The 18,776-nt window shown below is 64.6% G+C and carries 13 protein-coding genes; 4 read left to right on the forward strand and 9 right to left on the reverse strand.

From position 1 onward, the window contains the following. Positions 1 to 16: 16 nt before the first annotated feature. The 3 genes from FXB38_RS30190 to FXB38_RS30200 form a co-directional block, all read right to left on the reverse strand. Complete coding sequence (locus tag FXB38_RS30190; RefSeq protein WP_148754626.1) at positions 17 to 1,729, reverse strand: alkaline phosphatase family protein; 1,713 nt, start codon at positions 1,727 to 1,729, stop codon at positions 17 to 19. A gap of 265 nt (positions 1,730 to 1,994) precedes the next feature. Beyond that, positions 1,995 to 3,254, reverse strand: coding sequence for an alpha/beta hydrolase family protein (locus FXB38_RS30195; RefSeq protein ID WP_148754627.1), 1,260 nt, complete (start codon positions 3,252 to 3,254; stop codon positions 1,995 to 1,997). Positions 3,255 to 3,294: 40 nt separating this feature from the next. Next, positions 3,295 to 4,086 (reverse strand): ABC transporter substrate-binding protein, encoded by a 792-nt coding sequence (locus tag FXB38_RS30200; protein WP_148754628.1) that lies wholly within the window; start codon positions 4,084 to 4,086, stop codon positions 3,295 to 3,297. 243 nt (positions 4,087 to 4,329) lie between these two features. Here FXB38_RS30200 and FXB38_RS30205 point away from each other — a divergent pair, with 243 nt between their 5' ends. Both FXB38_RS30205 and FXB38_RS30210 read left to right on the forward strand, forming a co-directional pair. Further along, positions 4,330 to 5,523 (forward strand): efflux RND transporter periplasmic adaptor subunit, encoded by a 1,194-nt coding sequence (locus FXB38_RS30205; RefSeq protein ID WP_187435246.1) that lies wholly within the window; start codon positions 4,330 to 4,332, stop codon positions 5,521 to 5,523. Positions 5,524 to 5,533: 10 nt separating this feature from the next. Beyond that, on the forward strand, positions 5,534 to 8,692 hold the full coding sequence (locus FXB38_RS30210; protein WP_148754629.1) for an efflux RND transporter permease subunit: 3,159 nt from the start codon (positions 5,534 to 5,536) through the stop codon (positions 8,690 to 8,692). Here FXB38_RS30210 and FXB38_RS30215 read toward each other — a convergent pair. Beyond that, complete coding sequence (locus tag FXB38_RS30215) at positions 8,689 to 10,947, reverse strand: cation:proton antiporter domain-containing protein (protein ID WP_148754630.1); 2,259 nt, start codon at positions 10,945 to 10,947, stop codon at positions 8,689 to 8,691. The two genes, FXB38_RS30210 and FXB38_RS30215, sit on opposite strands and share 4 nt — an antisense overlap. Before the next feature lie 506 nt (positions 10,948 to 11,453). Next, complete coding sequence (locus FXB38_RS30220; RefSeq protein ID WP_148754631.1) at positions 11,454 to 12,626, reverse strand: MFS transporter; 1,173 nt, start codon at positions 12,624 to 12,626, stop codon at positions 11,454 to 11,456. A gap of 59 nt (positions 12,627 to 12,685) precedes the next feature. Between FXB38_RS30220 and FXB38_RS30225 the strand changes: the two genes are divergently transcribed. Together FXB38_RS30225 and FXB38_RS30235 are read left to right on the forward strand one after the other, a co-directional pair. Further along, the gene (locus FXB38_RS30225) at positions 12,686 to 13,486 is read left to right on the forward strand and encodes an AraC family transcriptional regulator (protein WP_187435247.1); all 801 of its coding nucleotides are present in this window, start codon (positions 12,686 to 12,688) and stop codon (positions 13,484 to 13,486) included. Positions 13,487 to 13,762: 276 nt separating this feature from the next. Next, positions 13,763 to 15,112 carry a malonyl-CoA decarboxylase gene (locus tag FXB38_RS30235; protein ID WP_148754634.1) on the forward strand — a complete coding sequence of 450 codons (1,350 nt, stop codon included), beginning with the start codon at positions 13,763 to 13,765 and terminating at the stop codon, positions 15,110 to 15,112. Positions 15,113 to 15,505: 393 nt separating this feature from the next. Here FXB38_RS30235 and FXB38_RS30240 read toward each other — a convergent pair whose 3' ends face one another. The 4 genes from FXB38_RS30240 to FXB38_RS30255 form a co-directional block, all read right to left on the reverse strand. Further along, on the reverse strand, positions 15,506 to 15,793 hold the full coding sequence (locus FXB38_RS30240; protein WP_148754635.1) for a GIY-YIG nuclease family protein: 288 nt from the start codon (positions 15,791 to 15,793) through the stop codon (positions 15,506 to 15,508). Between the two features lie 557 nt (positions 15,794 to 16,350). Then, on the reverse strand, positions 16,351 to 16,608 hold the full coding sequence (locus FXB38_RS30245) for a DUF3297 family protein (protein WP_148754636.1): 258 nt from the start codon (positions 16,606 to 16,608) through the stop codon (positions 16,351 to 16,353). Next, positions 16,605 to 17,081 carry a glutathione peroxidase gene (locus FXB38_RS30250; RefSeq protein ID WP_148754637.1) on the reverse strand — a complete coding sequence of 159 codons (477 nt, stop codon included), beginning with the start codon at positions 17,079 to 17,081 and terminating at the stop codon, positions 16,605 to 16,607. Before FXB38_RS30250 ends, FXB38_RS30245 begins: the two co-directional genes overlap by 4 nt. A 2-nt stretch (positions 17,082 to 17,083) precedes the next feature. Next, the gene (locus tag FXB38_RS30255) at positions 17,084 to 18,484 is read right to left on the reverse strand and encodes an amidase family protein (RefSeq protein WP_148754638.1); all 1,401 of its coding nucleotides are present in this window, start codon (positions 18,482 to 18,484) and stop codon (positions 17,084 to 17,086) included. Positions 18,485 to 18,776 lie beyond the last annotated feature (292 nt).

Raw genomic sequence — 18,776 nt, forward strand, 5'->3', positions numbered from 1 at the left:
ATGACGTCCCGTTGGACTAGTGGTGGTGGTGCTCGTCCGGCGGGCTGACCATCACCGTGCCTGTGGTCGGATCGAGGAACAGCGCGTCGGTGCGGAAGTCATGGCTATGATCATGGTCGAAATCGAACAGGTCCATGATCGATCCGGTGGTCGCGTCGAACGAGCCGCCGCCGAGGCGCTGGCCATGCAGCCAGTTGTCCTCGATGAAGCGAACCACCGAAGCCTGGGTCGTATAGGTGTGGCTGACATAGTTGGTCTTGGCGTAAGGCGAGACCACGATCAGGGGCACGCGGGTGCCCGGACCACAGCGGCCGTTGACCGGCTTGCCGCTGAGACCGTTCGGCGCCGGCTGCTTGGTCGGGCCGAGGCCGCACAGGCCAGGACCGTTGACCTGATCGGCGGTCGCGTCATACGAGGCGTTCTTCGGTGCAACGTATTGGTGATCGTACCAGCCGTCGGAGTCGTCATAGGTGATGATGACGGCGGTCTCGCGCCACTCCGGCTGCTTCTGGAGGAAGTTGATCAGCTCGACATTGCCGGCCTGCTCGTCGAGCGGGTCGGAGTTGCCGGCGTGACCGTCCTGAAAGGCCGGCATCTTGACGTAGGACACGGCCATGAAATTGCCGGCCTTGATCGCCGCATAGAGGTCTTCGAGGTCGTAATTGTGGTTGGCCGGATCGACCTTGCCGTTGAAGTCATGGGTATGGCCGATCGCGTGCACCGAGCTCGGCCGCGCGTGGGTCGGGTTCGCCGTCGACGCGTGATACTGGAAGAAGGCGTGGTGCGGGATGTAGTCGACGATGGTGCCGTTGACGTTGGTCGAGAACGTGCTGCGGGCGCAACCGGTGGTGCCGTTGGCGTTCTTGAGGGTCAGATCGAAGCCACCCATGAAGCTGCCCCAGCTGATACGCTCGGCGGTGAGCAGGTCGCCGATGTTCTTGCCGCCCATCAGCATGGTGCTGGTCTTGCTGGAGCAGGCATCGTTGCCCGGATCGGTGTCGCCGGTCAGCGTCAGGCCGCCCTGCCCGTCCGCGATCGACGCCGTGGTGCCGATGACCGGCTGGACGCCGTTGGTCTGGCCGCCGACCACTTCCAGCATGCCCGGCGTCGACGGACCGAACGTGTCGGTCCAGTTGTTGTCGGTCATGGCGAAATGCTGGGCGTAGTTCCAGAATCCGGTGACGGTGTTGCCGTCGAAATAGCCCATCACCTGACCATTGGTGCCGAACGCGCCGGCGCCGCCGGCGGTGCCGCGACCGGTGAATTTCGGGAACAGGTCTTCCTTGCCGTTGTCGACGGCCTGCTGCTCGGGCGTATAAGCGTGGTTCTGCGAACGCGTGTTGGCCTGGGTGCGGTCAAGGCGGAACGGGTCCGTCGCGCCGGTGCCGTTGGCCGGATTGTTGTTCGGGTTGTTCACCAGCAAATTGGCGTTGGCGAGGTTGTTGACCCGGGGCGTATGCGGCTTCGGCACGAAGGGGATCGAGCCCGACGGATTGGCCGCGTTCGGATAGGTCGCGAAATAATGGTCGAACGAGCGGTTCTCGTTGAAGATGATCACGAGATGCTTGATCGGCGTTTCCGTATGGATCTCATGCGGATGACGATCATGATCACGATCGTGGTCATGATCCCGGTCCCGGCCGAAATCGTCTGCGAGAACCGGCATGGCGCACGCAAGTGCAGTCGCGGCCGCGAAAATCGCAGCCGTCGTCAAAAATTTGGATTTCATCTCTGTTTGCCCCGAAGGAATGACGCCGCGACCCTAGCGTTCACATTTGACAGAGCTGTGTCAGTTTGACGCGTGAGACACTTCGCGCAGCCAATCAGAAAGAGATTTTTACGTGCTCCTGCTGGCGACAAAGGCGGGTCTTCTGCCGGAATGCGCCATCGGCAATTATTCCACGCGTGGAGATAAAAAATCGCAGCCCTGCATTTGGCTTTGCGGAACAAGAACGAATCCTGCACGGCAAGATTGCCGCGGCTGTCCGCGGCGACTAATGCTCGCGATCGAGCGAAGCCAGGAATTTGTCGGCGATCGCTCGCCAGCGTTCGGGATAAAGCCGCAGCAGATGGCCATCGCCGGGGACGCCGTGTAGAATCTCAAAGCGCGCGCTGCCGCCGGCGGCTGCGAACGCCTCGTGATATTCGCGAATAAGATCCTCCTTGTAGAGGCGGTCGTTGTCGGCATAGAGCCAGAGCTGCGGGACCTTGGCGGCTGCGCCGCGGCCCGCATTGGCATAGTACGGCGTGGTCACCGGTCCATACGGGTACCAGCCGCCGCTGAAATTCACCGCGCCCAAGACCTCGCCGGGCTTGAGGCCGGCATAGTGCATGGCGAGGAAGCCATCACGCGACTGGCCGGCGAGCAGCACCTTGCCCGGCTTGACGCCGGGCAGCGTCCGGCCATAGGCGATCGCGGACTCAATATCCTCGACGGCTTCAGCGACACCGGCCGAGACGTCGGTCAGGCTGCCGTCGTGATCGCGGCCGAAAGTCTCTTCACCGTTGATGCCCTCGGAGCTGCCGCGTCCGCGGCGCATCAGCACCAGCACTGCAAATCCGTTGTCGCGCAGCCAATGCGCTTCGGTCGAGAACGACCAGGATCTCAGCTGATTCCGACCGACGTCGGATCCATGGGTGACGATCGCGAGCGGTGCCCGCTCCGGCCCCGACGGCGGGTAGAAAGTGCCCTCGAGCGTGATCGGCCGCGTGCCATCAGGCGTGCGAACCGCAAGATGCGGAATCCGGACGCGCGCGCCGGGCCACGGCCAGTCGTTCGGCCGATCGCCCGCAGCAAGACGCGCAGGATCGGCGCGGACCAGCGCTCCGGAGGTGACGACGCCATTCTTGAGCGTGGCCGTCATGTACAATCGGTCGGGGCCATCAAAGGCATAACGGAAGATGCGAAACCCCGTCATGGTCAGCACGCCGTCCACGACCGTGGCCTGGTCGCGCCACCATTCGCGATTCATGCCGTTGAAGGCCGAGTCCGACCTGGCGAAGACGACGTCCGCATGCCCGTCAGCCCTGACGCGCTCGACCACGAGGATGTGCCTGTCGTCTTGCCAGGTCCCGATCCATGCGTCCTGGAAGTGCGCGATCTCGGGCGGCACGTCGGAGGCCGGCGGCTCCATGTCGAACCGGGGCGGCAACGGGACGATGGTCTCGGGATCGACCGTCAGCGGTTGGGCCTGAGCGCTCTGCATCATCAAGACCAGCGACACCATCGCGGCTGCAATCCAACGTCCAAGCATGTGCGCCCAGTCGAAATCCAATGTGGCCGGTAGGATAAACCTATTCGGTGCGGATCGGCGTGTCCTTCAGCCCGTTATTATCATAAGCCTTGCGCAAGGTGCCGTTGGTCACGGCCTCGGTCATGAACCTGGTGACGAACGCCAGCGACTGGCCATGGCCGAGCGGGACCGCAACGGCGGTCACCGTCTTCTTGAACGTCTCGTCCAGCACCTTCGTGCCCGGGATCTTCTGCGCCATCTTGTTGAGCTGATCGCGCGACAGCGCGAAGGCGTCGATCTCGCCGCTCTTCAGGAGGCCATAGATCTCATCGTAGGTCTGATAGCCCGTGACCTTCGCATTCTTCAGATGCACAACGGCGCCGCGCATCGTGGTCGTAGCGTTGACTGCCGCGACCTTGATGCCGGGTTGGTCGAGCGTGGCGAAATTGGTGACGGTCGAACCCGCCTTGACGATATAGGTGGCGTCCGCGACCTCGTAGATCGGGCCGAACATCATCCTGGTCTCGCGTTCGGGATCTTTCGGCAACCAGCTGACGTCCCAGCTGCCCTTGCCGGCCGCGTCGGTGATCTGTCCGGAATTCTGGTACACGACATACTCGACGGGGATGCCGATTTGCGCCGCCATGTCCTTGCCGAGATCGACGGGGACGCCGGCGTAACCGGCTTCGGTCTTGGTCGACCAGAACGCCCCGCCCGCCGGGCTGATCGCGATCGCGACCCGCAGCTTGCCGGTCGGTGCGATCTCCTCCTTCAGGCCATCAGCTAGTGCGGGCATGGCGACCGCCGCTGCGAGGACGAGGCCGGCGCAGGCTGACCAGAATGGCGTAGACATGTCATGTTCTCCTCACGTTTCTTCTTGTCCGCTTCTTTCCGCCAGCCTCGCGCCGATCGCGCTCCTTTGACACAATTCTGGTCGATCGTGCGCCCGGTGAAAAGCGATTTGTCACGACCAAAATGTCGAAGACACGCCGCTGTTTGCAGTGCAAGGGCTGCGCCTGCCATGGCTATGGTGTTTCACGGCCGGTCATTTGTTGCTAGCCTGCCGCACCGACAGCTAGCCATCGGGGGCCACCGAATGACCTCAGCGTATCCCGTCCATTCCGCACAATCTCGTGGCGCATGGAGGCATGTCGGGCGGGCCCTGGCCGCCACGGCGGTCGTGATTGCGCTCGCCGGCTGCGAGGACAAGAACGCCTTCGTCGCGCCGCCGCCGCCCAAGGTGGACGTCGCCACACCCGTACAACGGTCGGTGACGCGCTATGTCGAGGCCACCGGCAACACCGCGCCGGTCAAGAGCGTCGATCTCGTGGCGCGCGTCCAGGGCTTCCTGCAATCGATCGACTACACGGACGGCACCTTCGTCAAGCAAGGCACCCAGCTGTTCACGATCGAGCCCGAGACCTACAAGCTCAAGCTCGAACAGGCGCAAGCTGCCGAGACCGGCGCGCAGGCCACGCTCAAGCAGGCCGAAGCCGATTTCAAGCGGCAGGCCGATCTGGTGCAGCGCCAGGCGGTCTCGCAGGCGACACTCGACACTTCGACATCGACCCGCGACAACGCCCAGGCCAGCCTCCAGCAGGCCCAGGTCAATACAAGGCTCGCCGAGGTCAACTACGGCTACACCAAGGTGAGCGCGCCGTTCGACGGCATCGTCAGCGCGCATATGGTCTCGATCGGCGAGCTCGTCGGCGTCTCCTCCCCGACCCAGCTCGCCACCATCGTCGCGATGGACCCGATCTGGGTGAATTTCACCGTCAACGAGCAGGACGTGCTGCGGATCCGGGCAGAGGCTCAGCGCCGCGGACTGACCGCCGCCGACCTCAAGCAATTCCCGATCGAAGTCGGCCTCCAGACCGAGACCGGCTATCCGCATGAAGGCCACCTCGACTACGTCGCGCCGACCATCAATTCATCAACCGGCACGCTTGCCGTGCGCGGGCTCGTGCCCAACGACAAGCGGGTGCTGCTGCCCGGCTATTTCGTCCGCGTCCGCGTGCCGTTCGACCAGGACAAGAACGCCCTCCTCGTCCCCGACACCGCGCTCGGCAGCGACCAGGGCGGGCGCTATCTCCTGGTCGCCAACAAGGACAATGTGGTCGAGCAGCGCAAGGTGCAGATCGGCGCCGTCGACAACGGCCTGCGCGTGATCGAGAGCGGCCTGAAGCCAGACGACCGCGTCGTGATCGCAGGGCTGCTGCGCGTGATCCCGGGCCAGAAGATCGACCCGCAGATGACCAAGATCGAGCAGCCACAGGCCTCGAACAAATGAGGCGCCGGTCATGATCTCAAAATTCTTCATCGAGCGGCCTGTCCTCTCCAACGTCATTGCGCTCCTGATGATCCTGATCGGCGGCGTCGCGCTGTTCAACCTCGCGATCGCGCAATATCCTGATGTGGTGCCGCCGACGGTGCAGGTGACGACGCGCTATCCCGGCGCCAGCGCCAAGACCGTGATCGATACCGTCGCGCTGCCGATCGAGCAGCAGGTCAACGGCGTCGAGGACATGCTCTACATGCAGTCCTACAGCGGCTCCGACGGCACCTATACGCTGACGGTGACGTTCAAGATCGGCACCGACCTCAACTTCGCGCAGGTGCTGGTGCAGAACCGCGTTTCCAGCGCGCTGTCGCAACTGCCGTCGTCCGTGCAGAACCAGGGCGTCACCGTCCAAAAGAGATCGACCTCGATCCTGCTGTTCGTGACGCTGACTTCGCCTGACTCCCGGTTCGACAGCCTTTACCTGAGCAACTACGCGACGATCAACCTACGCGACGAGCTCTCGCGACTGCCCGGCGTCGGCAACGTCACGGTGTTCGGCGCCGGCCAGTATTCGATGCGGATCTGGCTCGATCCAAACAAGCTGCAAGCGCGCGGATTGGTGCCGCAGGACGTGATCCAGGCGATCCAGCAGCAGAGCCAGCAGGTCTCGGCCGGCCAGGTCGGCGCGCCGCCGACGCCGCCGGGGCAAGCGTTCCAGTACACGCTCAACGTCAACGGAAGGCTCGACGACACCACGCAGTTCGAGAACATCATCGTCAAGACCGGCACCAGCGGCGACGTCACGCGTGTGCGCGACGTCGGCTGGGTCGAGCTGGGTGCGCAGACCTATAGCCAGATCTTCTCGCTCAACAAGCAGCCCGCCGTCGGCATCGGCGTATTCCAGTCGCCCGGCGCCAACGCGCTCGAGGTCGAGCAGGCCGTCGAGAAGAAAATGACGGAGCTCGCCAGGCGCTTCCCGGAAGGCATCAAATACGACACGCCGTTCGACACCACCAAGTTCGTGCAGGCCTCGGTGCACGAGGTCTACATGACGCTGATCGAGGCCGGCCTGCTGGTGCTGGTCGTGATCCTGGTATTTTTGCAAGACTGGCGCGCGATGCTGGTGCCGGCAACGACCGTGCCTGTCACCATCATCGGCGCCTTCGCCGCGATGGCGGCGCTCGGCTTCACCATCAACATGTCGACGCTGTTTGCGATCGTGCTCGCGATCGGCATCGTGGTCGACGACGCCATCGTCGTGGTGGAAGGTGCCGCCCACAATATCGAGCAGGGCATGAACGGCCACGACGCCGCGATCAAGGCGATGGACCAGCTGTTCGCGCCGATCGTCGGCATCACGCTGGTGCTGATCTCGGTGTTCTTGCCGGCGTCGTTCCTCGCCGGCCTCACGGGCCGCATCTACTCGCAATTCGCGCTGGTGATCGCGGCGACCGCGCTTTTGTCCGCCATCAACGCAGCGACGCTGAAGCCGACCCAGTGCGCACTCTGGCTGCGGCCGACGGTGCCGCCGGAGCAGCGCAACTTCTTCTACCGTGGCTTCAACGCCGTCTATAACCGCGTCGAGCGCGGCTACATCCGGCTGATTGGCGTGCTGTGCAGGAACAGTACGATTTCGGTTGCGATCGCACTGGTCCTGATCGGGATCGGCGGCTACGGCCTGTCGCGGGTGCCGACCGGCTTCCTCCCGATCGAGGACCAGGGCTATCTGATCGCCGCGGTTCAGCTGCCCGACGGCGCCTCGCTGGAGCGAACCCAGAAGGTGCTCGACAGGGCCGCCGATATGATCAAGGACACGCCCGGCGTTCAGCAGGTGATCACGATTGCCGGCATCTCCGCGCTCGACAACAGCGCGAGCCTTGCCAATGCCGGCGTCGCCTACATCATCCTGAAGGACTGGGACGCGCGCAAAGGCCCCGGCGAGGATTTGCGCTCGCTGGTCTACGGCCTGAACGACAAGGTCGCGACCATCATGGAGGCGCGCACGCTAGTGCTGCCGCCGCCGCCCATTCAAGGCATCGGCAACGCCGCCGGCTTCTCGATGCAGGTCGAGCTGCGCGACGGCAACAGCGATTTCGCCAAGCTGCAGGCCATCACCGGCGCGATGGTCTCGAACGCCCAGAGCCAGAGCGCGCTGCAGCGCGTCTCGTCCTCGTTTCGTTCGGCGGTGCCGCAATTCAACGTCGAGATCGACCGCGTCAAGACCCAGACGCTGCACGTGACCACGGACGCCGTGTTCTCGGCGCTGTCGACCTATCTCGGCTCGTCCTACGTCAACCAGTTCAACAAGTTCGGCCGCGTGTTCCAGGTCTACACCCAGGCCGATCCGGCGTTCCGCGTCACCGAGCGCGACATCGCCAACATGCAGGTGCGCAACCAGAATGGCGACATGATCCCGATCGGCACCGTCGCCACGATCACGCCGGTCACCGGCCCGTCGCTGATCAGCCTCTACAATCTCTATCCGTCCTCGACCATCGTCGGCCTACCGGCACAGGGCTATTCGTCCGGCCAGTCGCTGAAGCTGATGGAGGAGATCGGCGACAAGACGCTGCCGCCGGGCACCGGATTCGAATGGACTGCGATGTCGTATCAGGAGAAGGCGGTCTCGAACCAGATCTACTGGGTGTTCGGCCTCGCCATGCTGCTGGTCTATCTCGTGCTCGCCGGCCAGTACGAGAGCTGGTACGCGCCGATCTCGGTGATCCTCGCCGTGCCGCTGTCGCTGATCGGGCCCATGCTGGTCCTCAACGGCTTGAAGATCGATAACAACCTCTATTGCCAGATCGGCCTGGTCCTCTTGATCGCGCTGTCGGCCAAGAACGCGATCCTGATCGTCGAGGTCGGGCTCGAGCTGCACGGGCGCGACGGCAAGCCGGTGCTGGAAAGTGCTATCGAGGCGGCGCGCGCCCGTTTCCGCCCGATCCTGATGACGTCGTTCGCCTTCATCCTCGGCGTGGTGCCGCTGGTGATCGCGACCGGCGCCGGTGCCAGCGCCCGCAAGTCGATCGGCATCACGGTGTTCTCGGGCATGCTGGCCTCGACCTGCCTCGCGGTGCTGTTTGTGCCGGCGTTCTTCGTGGTGGTGCAGCGGTTCGAGAACTGGCGCGCGTCGAAGAAGGCGCCGAAGGCGCAGCCGGTCGCGGAGGCGAAGTCCTAGGCCTCGCTTGGCGCCTGCCGCGCCTCGCCGCTCGAGACCAGCAGCACCGAGACCTTCGACTGCCTGAGCACGGCGTCCGCAACGCCGCCAAAGGAGAGGTGATCGGCCTGGATGCGGTCGACGCCCATGACGACGAGATCGACATCGGTGGTGTCGATCTCGCGCAGGATCGCAGCTTCCGGCGCCCGGTTCACACGCAGCGTGGTGGTGATGTCGACGTCGTAGCGGGCAGCGAGATCGCCGGCGTCCTTGAGGATGCCGGCCTCCTGGCTCAGGCCGCGGGAGGCACCGCGCTGCGCGCCCTTGTCCCGCGTCGTCGCGACATAGATCACGCGCAGCGAGCCCGATCCGGCCTGCGTCAGCGCGACCGCAACCTCCGCGCCGCGCTTGGCGACGCCGCTGCCGGAGACGGGAACGAGGATGTTGAGCGCATCCGGCATCGGCTGCTTCAGGTGCTTGCCCCTAGCGGCCACGATCGCGAGCGGTCCGTCGAACCTTGCGGCGATGTCCTCGATCTTCCGATCGAACCGATCGTTGGCCGCAGTGACCTTGTCGACCCCGACGATCAGGAGATCAAAACCCTTGCGCGCCTCATCGGCGATGGTCTCGCCGAGCTCTGCGCGCCTGGCACGGGTGACGACATCGACGCTGCCGGCATCGCCGTCACCATTGGCGGAGACGGCTGCCTTCCTCACCACGGCCTCGTGGCTCACCTCCTCATCGCGGACCTTCTCCTGCTCCCTGGCGTGCGTGCCGATATGCAGCACTGTGATGGGCAGGCCGCGCATGCCGGCCATCAGGCCCATGATGTGCGAGGCGAAGGTGGCGTTGACGCTCTCGTCGACCGCCAGCAGCGGACGTTCGAGGTTGGCGACAAAGCCGCGCTTCTCGAATTCCTCGCGCTCCAGGCGCTCCTGCTCCTCCCGGTTCATCGGCAGCTTCGCGAGCGCCGCGCGCAGCATCGGGGGCATCGCCATTGTGGTCACGATTGCCATGGTCACGATCATCGTGAACAGGTTCTGGCTGAGCACGCCGATGGACAGGCCGATGGTTGCAATGATCACTTCGGTCGAGCCGCGCGCGTTCATGCCGCTCGCGAGCGCCAGCGATTCCCGCGTGCGCAGGCCGCCCAATGTGCCGCCGACAAAGGCGCCGCCGAACTTGCCGACGCTGGCGATCACGACGAGGAGGGCGGTGAGCATCAAAAGGTTCGGATCGCGCAGCACCGAGAGGTCGGCGCTCAGGCCGGCGAGACCAAAGAACACCGGCATGAAGAAGCTCGAGATCAGCCCGCGCAGGCGCTCGTCGATCTGCCGCGTCAGGATCGGCGACTCCCCGACCAGGATGCCGGCGACGAAGGCGCCGAGCACGGTGTGAACGCCGATCGCATGGGTGATCAGCGCCATCGCGCCCATCAACAGCAGGATCACGGTGACGACCGCCGCGGCGCTGACGAGGTTGTCGTTGGCCCAGCGGATAAGCTGAAACACCAGCCGCCGGCCGATGGTGAAGCTGATGGCGAGGAAGGCGAACGTGCCCAGCACGGCCTTCGCCACCGAGGCGATATCCAGCGTGCCTTGCGAGGCCAGGCTGAAGATGACGGCGATAATGATCCAGCCGATGGTGTCGTCGATCACGGCGGTCGCGACGATGATCTGGCCGACATTGCGGCGCATGAAATTCATCTCGCGCACGACCACCGCGACGATCTTCACCGAGGAGATCGACAGCGCCGTGCCCATGAACAGCGCGGCCACCAGGCGCTGCTCCGGTTTGGGCAACAGCGCATCGGGCAGGAACTCACCGAGCGCAAAGCCGCAGGCGAAGGGCACGAGGATGCCGGCGATCGAGATCGCGATCGCGGCCCTGCCGACCTTCCTGACCAGCTTGAGGTCGGTCTCTATGCCGGTGAGCAGGAGCAGCAGCAAAATGCCGAACTGGGCGATGCCGTCGATCATCGCCTTCTGTTCGGGCGTCGCAGGGAAGATCGCGTGCTGCGCTTCGGGCCAGATCCAGCCGAACAGCGACGGCCCGAGCAGAATGCCTGCGAGCAATTCGCCGATCACCGAGGGCTGGCCGATCCGCTGCATGATCTCGCCGAGGCCGCGCCCCACCGCGATCAGCAGCACGATCTGCGCCACCAGCAGGAATTCGGACGGACCGGCCGATTTGCCGCCCTCGGCGCTGGCCGCAATGGTCGTGAGGACAAGCGCCGCGGGGACAAGGCCGACCGGTCGGAGCAGGCTCCACTGCATGCAGGTGTCTTCCCCCTTCACCCGCCCCGGCAAGGTGCCGGAGCCACGGGGATAGAACCCGCGGGAGGTGGAGCGGGTTCCCGCGGCATTCACGGTCAGCTAGAGGCGAAAGTCGAAAACAACCCCATGCACAGTAGATATGAGGTTGAAAAGGCCCGAGAAATTTCGGCCTTGCCGAAATCGCTTGCTCCGTCGGGCAAAACACCGGCATGATGGCATCATGGGTGGTGTGCACGACGTCCCCTCTCCGTCATTGCGAGGAGCGCTTGCGACGAAGCAATCCAGACTGTTTCCGCGGAAAGATTCTGGATTGCTTCGCTTCGCTCGCAATGACGAGTGGGGAGACTCCCGGCCTCACGCCCCGCTCGTGCCCCGGACGCAGCGCAGCGCCACTTCGGCGGTGCGCTGCAGAGCCGGGGCCCATGCGACAAGGGAAATCGTAGCCCCTGGGTCCCGGCTCTGCGCCGCAACGCTCACGCGTTGCAGCTTGTCCGGGACACGAGACCTCACGCCGCCGCCGGCGTCCGGATCTCGCGCGGGAGGATGATCGCCGCTGCAATCGCAAGCAGGCAGAGGGCGGCAAACGCGTGCAGCATGGTGACGAAGCCGCCCTGCTCGTAGAGCCAGGCAACCAGGCCAACGGACGCACCCGCCGCGGTGAAGCCGATGAAATAGCGCACGGCGTAGGCGCGCGAGCGCCATTCCTCGCTGGTGTATTTGCCGACCATGGCGTCGTTCACCGTGACCTGCCCGAAGGCGCCCATGACGATGCCGATCGACACCAGGATCAGCGGCAGGTTGGACAGGCTCGCGGCAAGATACAGGAACGGCGCCAGCATGAAGGACAGCGGCAGCGCCACCGTCTTCAGCGAGTAGCGGTCGAGCAGCCGGCCGATCGTGTACTGCGTCATCGCGCCGAACACATAGACGCAGGCCGCGATGACCCCGAGCAGCGCCGGGCTCTTGGTGAGATCGGCGAGCCGCTCCGCGAACAGCTTTGGCAGCGCCACCGTGACGGCATTGAAGGTGGTGGAGATCGCGATCACCACGATGAGCAGCGACAGCACCACGCGCCACATATCCTGCTTGGCGACACGCGCCTGCGCCGCCGCCTGCTTCGAGCCCTTGCGGTCCTCATGCACGACCAGCATCGCGAAGGCGATGCCGATCAGGATGGTGACGATGCCGGGGACGATGAAGGCAAAGCGCCAGCCGAGATACTGGCCGATCACGCCGGTGACCAACGCGGACGAGGCGACGCCGAGATTGCCCCAGACGCCGTTGATGCCCATCTCGCGGCCGAGCCTGTCGGCATAGGACACGATCATCGCGGTGCCGACGGGATGATAGATCGAGGCGAACACGCCGATCGCAAGCAGCGCGGCGCCGAGCTCGACCTGCGTCTGCACGAAGCCGACCGAGATCATGGCAAGGCCGATGCCGATGAAGAAGATCAGCATCATGTGGCGGCGGCTCCAGCGGTCCCCTAGCCAGCCGGTGAGCAGCGAGCCGGCGCCGAAGGCGATGAAGCCGGGGGTCGCGTAGGGCAACAGTTCCGAATAGGCCATGCCGAGCGCCGGCCCCATGATGATCACGGCGGCGGCAAAGATCAGCATCGCATAATGGTCGATGAAATGGCCGGCATTGACGAAACTGATGACCCGGCTGGGGCTGTTCATGCGAATCCTCTCCTGCTCCGAAATGAGTTATATGTCGGAGCCATGACGGGATGCTGCCAATGAGTGTCGTCGAAACGCCAATCCTCAGGGAGGTCCGCGGCAACCACCGCTCCACCGCGGGCGTGCACCTGGTCGCGCGCGATTATCCCAAGGGCCTGCGGCTCGACCCGCACATGCACCGCGAGGCGCAGCTGGTCTATGCGGCACGCGGCACCATGCAGGTGACGACGCCCGGGGGACGCTGGCTGGTGCCGCCGGATCGCGCGGTCTGGGTGCCGGCCGGGCTCGAGCATGCCATCGACGTGCTCGCCGACATCGAGATGCGTACGCTGTATTTCGACCTCGCCTGGCTGAAGCGCGAGAAGCGCTACGACGGATTGACCAGGGAATTCGTGGTGCGGGTGTCGCCGCTGCTCAATCAGGCGATCCTCGCGCTGTTCGACGCGCGCAACACCGAGGAGCGTACCGAGCTGCTGGTGCGTCTGGTGATGCTGGAATTGCACCAGGCCGAGGATTCCGCAACCTTCGTGCCGCTGCCGCACGAGCAGCGCTGCCGGCGCGCCGCGATGATCGTGCTCGACGATCCAACCGGCTTGCACGACATCGACACCCTGGCGCGCGAGGTCGGAACCTCCGCGCGCACGCTGTCGCGGCTGTTCTCGAGCGAGACGCAACTGAGCTTCAAGAGCTGGTGCCAGCGCGCGAGGATTGCGGCGGCGATCCAGCGGCTGTCGACGGATGCGAGTGTCTCGGTGAAGCAGCTCGCGACGCAGCTGGGCTACGCCAGCGTCCCGGCGTTCTCGGCCGCGTTCCGTCAGGTGACGGGGCGGACGCCGACGGAGTTTGCGGGGAAGAGTTAGCCCCAACCTCGTCATTGCGAGCGCAGCGAAGCAATCCAGAATCCTTCCGCGGTGGCAGTCTGGATTGCTTCGCTGCGCTCGCAATGACGGCGTGTGAGGCCGCCCCCTCGCTGCCTAAATGCCGCCTGATGCCTCCGCCCTCGCCGGGCATGACAGCCTTCTCGAAACGCACGGCCCAGCTAAAGTTGGCAAATTCGCCTGCTTGATTGTGATCGGCTTCCGCCTAAATCCCGTGTAAGCTTCCGCACCGCACAAACCCGGTTTCGAAAGGCCCAGATGGCTAACGCCTTCTTCTCCGACCTGCTCGCCACCATCTCCGAGCGCGGCCGCACGCTGTTGCGCCGCGATTCTGCCGACACCAAACAGGACGCCGACGGGCTGATCGAGCTCTGCGACGCGCTGCTGTCGGGCCGGGGTGAAGCTTCCGGCACCGCCATGGCGCGTGAAGTGCTCGATATCTACCAGGAGTTGGATGCGGCAGGACGCCGCGCCTTCTTCGAGGCGCTGGTGCGCGACTTCGGCCCGGACCGGGAACGGCTGGCACAGGCAATCGAGAAATGGCGCGCCAAGCCGGCAGACGAGGACGCAAGCGCGTTGCATTTCGCCTCCGAACCGCGGCGGCAGGAGCTGATCCGCCGTCTCAACCGCGCGCCGGGCGGCACCGGCGATCTCGTCGCCATGCGCGCCGACCTGCTCGGCATGATGAACGGACACACCGATCTCGCCGCGCTCGACCGCGACGTCTCGCATCTTCTCTCCTCGTGGTTCAACAGGGGGTTTCTCGTGCTGCGCCGGATTGACTGGTCGACCCCGGCCAACATCCTCGAAAAGATCATTCGCTATGAAGCCGTCCACGAGATCTCCGACTGGGACGATCTGCGCCGCCGCATCGACCCGGTCGATCGCCGCTGCTACGCCTTCTTCCATCCCGCGATGGTCGACGAGCCATTGATCTTCGTCGAGGTCGCACTGACCGAGACCATTCCCGGCGCGATCGCGCCGCTGCTGGCCGTCGACCGGCAGCACCTTCCGATCGAGAAGGCGCGCACCGCCGTGTTCTACTCGATCTCCAACACCCAGCGTGGTCTCGGCGGCATCTCCTTCGGCAGCTTCCTGATCAAGCAGGTGGTCGAGGAGCTGCGCCGCGAGACGCCGAAGCTCGACACCTTCGTGACGCTGTCGCCGGTACCGGGCTTCATGCCGTGGCTGAAGCAGGACAAGGATTTGCCGCTGTCGGACGAGGATCGCGATATCCTGAAGCGCCTCGACGATCCCAAATGGTTCGAGAACCCCGAGACGGCTGCGCAACTGCGTGCCTTCATCGAGCCGCTCGCCGCCCATTACTTCCTGAAGGCGCGCACGCCGAAGGGGAAGCTGATCGATTCCGTCGCCCGCTTCCATCTCGGCAACGGCGCGCGCCTCGAGCGCATCAACTGGCTCGGCGACCTCTCGCCGAAGGGCGTGCGCGAATCCGCCGGCGTGATGGTGAACTACCTCTACCGCCTCGACGACATCGAGAAGAACCACGAAGCGTATGCCAACGACGGCGAAGTCGTGGCGTCCGGCGCGGTGAAGAAGCTGCTCAAGGGTGAGGGGCGGCGGCTGCTGGATATGCGGCTGTCGTAGCGGAGACGCTCGCGTCTCATTGCGAGTTGGGATCGGCTTGAGGAGCCGACGCGCGCTGAATGAAACTTTACGGCTGCACCGCTCCGTCCACCGTCATTGCGAGGAGCTCTTGCGACGAAGCAATCCAGACTGCCTCCGCGGAAAGATTCTGGATTGCTTCGCTTCGCTCGCAATGACGGAGAATGTGGCGGCACCTCGCAATTCGGCACCACCGCGCATCGCAGACGAAGGCACCAGCAGACGACCCAGCTCCCTCCGCCGTCATTGCGAGGAGCTCTTGCGACGAAGCAATCCAGACCGCCTCTGCGGAGAGACTCTGGATTGCTTCGCTGCGCTCGCAATGACGGAGGATGAGGAGATAGCTTGCGTCTCGGTCTCACCGTCCTAAGACGCTCAAATCAGCGTCTCGTACAAATCGGTCCAGCCCGGATTGACGCTCTCGATCAGCGCAAGTTTCTTCGCCCGGCTGCCGCCCTTGATCTGCTTCTCGCGCGTAATCGCGTCGGTCATGGTCGCATGCAGCTCGAACCAGACGAGGAGCTTGCAGCCGTACTGCGACGAGAAGCCCTTCACGAGGCCCTCGCGATGCTCGAACGCGCGGCGCGGCGGATTCGAGGTGACGCCCGTGTAGATCGTCCCGTTACGACGATTGGCGAACATGTAGACGCACGGCTGCTTCATGATTGTGCTCGATCAACGAGAGCCTTCACGATATCACAACCTGAAGGAAATTGCGAGCGACGCTTGAGACAGGAGCAAAAAAAGTGACGTCGCCACACCGTCATTGCGAGGAGCCCGCGACAAGATTGCGAAGCAATTTGCACTGATGCGACGGAGCACACCAGACTGCCTTGGCGGAAAGATTCTGGATTGCTTCGCTGCGCTCGCAATGACGGAGTGTGTGGCAGCACCTCGCGCAGTTCCCTACCACCGTGCATCGCAGACGAGGGCCGCCGGTAACCGACACCGCCCTCTCCACCGTCATTGCGAGGAGCTCTTGCGACGAAGCAATCCAGACTGCCTACGCGGAGAGATTCTGGATTGCTTCGCTGCGCTCGCAATGACGGAGTTGGTTGCGCCAGCGGAGGCTATTCTGCCAGCGCCTTTCAGTCTGCTACTCGCGGAAAGACTCTGGATGGCTTCGTCGCAAGGGCTCCTCGCAATGACGAGGAGGGAGAATGCGTCCCTCGCAATGACGAGGAAAGAGAGTGCGCTGACGAGGAGAGAGCGCGTCGCGCTTACTTCTTGTCCCGGAAATACGGCTCGACCGGACCATGCACCTTGATGGTCAGCGGATTGCCGTAGCGGTCCTTGGCATTGCCCGCGGTGACGCGGACCCAGCCTTCGCTGATGCAGTACTCCTCGACATTGGTCTTCTCGATGCCCTTGAAGCGGATGCCGACGTCGCGCGACAGGATGTCGGCGTTGTAATAGGGGCTGTTGGGGTCGACCGAGAGGCGGTCCGGAAATTCGTCGCTCATGATTGTCTCGCTCATAACAGGGTCTCGATCTTCTGCCGCAATCCTTCCGGCCGCGCGGTCGGCGCATAGCGCGCGATCACGTGGCCGGCACGGTCCACCAGGAATTTGGTGAAATTCCATTTGATGGAGGCGCCCAGCAGGCCGGATTGCTGGTGTTTCAGGTACTCGTACAAGGGATGCGCGTGGGCGCCGTTGACGTCGATCTTCTCGAACAGCGGAAACGTGACGTCGTAATTGGTCGAGCAGAACGCCTGGATCTCGGCGGCCTGCCCCGGCTCCTGCGCGCCGAACTGGTTGCAGGGAAAGCCCAGCACCGAGAAGCCGCGCGGCGCGAGATCGCGATGCAGATCCTCGAGGCCCCGATATTGCGGCGTGAAGCCGCATTTGCTCGCGGTGTTGACGATCAGGAGCACCTGGCCCTCGAACTGTCGCAGCGCGACCTCCTCGCCGGCAAGCGAATTGGCCTTGAACTCGTAGATCGCAGCCATCGCTAACCCACGGGGTCGATCGGCGATGGCGGCACGCCGCCCGCCTCGATCGCTTCGCCGGCGAGCAGGCACAGATCCTCGCGATAGCGGCCGGAGACGATGTGCACACCGACCGGCGTCTTGCCGACGAGGCCGGTCGAGACCACGAGGCCCGGCAATCCCATGAACGGGATCGCGATCTGCGGCAGCTGCGCTTCCCAGACGCGCTCGAAGGAGGCGGCGTCCTTGCGGTCGAGATGATCGGCGAATGGCAGCTCGCCGGACACCGGCGTCAGCACGACGGCGTATTTCTCGAAGAACAGCATCCAGTCGCGGGTCAGCGTGGCGCGGCGGGTCAGCGCCTGGGCGTAGTTGGCCTGATCCATCGGCGTGACCTTGGCGCGGATGCCGCGCAGGCACGCCAGCGCGCCGGGATCGCCCTCGCGCTCGGCCATTTCCAGCTGCGCCTCGTGGCCATCGCCAAGCCAGAGCTTGCGCTGCCATGCGACGGCTTCGCGCATCGGAGGGGTGTTCTCGATCACATCGACGGTCCACCCCGCCCGCTCGAGGCGCTTGCCGGCGTCGGTCACGGCCGCCTTCACCTCAGGCGTGGTCGCAAGACCGTCCGGATTGAGGCAGAGCGCGGCGCGCTTCGGCACGGCCGGGCCATCGAGCGGCGCCGGCACATACCAGGGATCGCGCGCATCGCGGGCCGACATCGCCGCGAGCGAAATGCGGAGGTCATTCACGGTGCGTGCCAGCGGGCCCGACACCGCCATGATCTGCGGCCCGATCGGCCGCTCTGGCAGCGCCGGGTTGAAGGCGGGGATACGGCCCAAGGTCGGGCGCAGACCGTGCACGCCGCAGGCATAGGCGGGATAGCGGATCGAGCCGGCGATGTCGGTGCCGTGGGCGATATGGCCGATACCCGCCGCGACCGCCGAGCCGGCGCCGCCCGACGAGCCGCCCGGTGTCAGCGAGGCGTCACGGGGGTTCTTGGTGTCGCCATGGACCAGGTTGGTGGTGAACCAGCGGTAGGAGAAGGCGGGGCAATTGGTGCGCCCCAGGAGAATGGCGCCCGCTTTGCGGAAATTGGCGACCACCGGATTGTCCTCGCGCGCGATCAGGTCGCGCTGGAGCTTGAGGCCGTTGGTGGTGGCAAAGCCTTCCTGGTCGACATTTGCTTTGATGGTGACGGGCACGCCGGCCAGCACACCGGGGTCCTCGCCCCGGGCAATGGCGGTATCGACGGCGTCGGCCTGCTTGAGCACGTCCTCGGGCCGGTGGTCGATCACGGCGTTGAGCTGGGGGTTGACGGCGTCGAGGCGGGCGAGCCCGGCCTTGGCCGCCTCCCGGGCGGACACCTTTTTGGATTTGACGAGGGTGGCGAGGTCGGCGGCCGACAGGCGCCAGAGATCTTGCATGACGTGCTCCGTTTAACCGGCGTCTTTTAGCGCCGGGAACGCGGCAAAGCCATGCAGATTTCGCGGGGAAGAAGGACGGGTTTGCCTCATTCTCCGTCATTGCGAGGAGCCCTTGCGACGAAGCAATCCAGACTGCCTCCGCGGAGAGATTCTGGATTGCTCACATGGGGAATTGGTGTGTCAAGGCGGTTGTTCAGCTCTTAGTTCGATTGCACGCCAGCTCTTCGTCCCGACCATGGAGCAGTGAGGATGGCGCGCGGAGATCAGGTCAAGGTCGGCCCGCAGGGCCGCC

The organism is Bradyrhizobium cytisi (assembly GCF_008123515.1).
In the GTDB taxonomy this organism is placed as follows: domain Bacteria; phylum Pseudomonadota; class Alphaproteobacteria; order Rhizobiales; family Xanthobacteraceae; genus Bradyrhizobium; species Bradyrhizobium cytisi.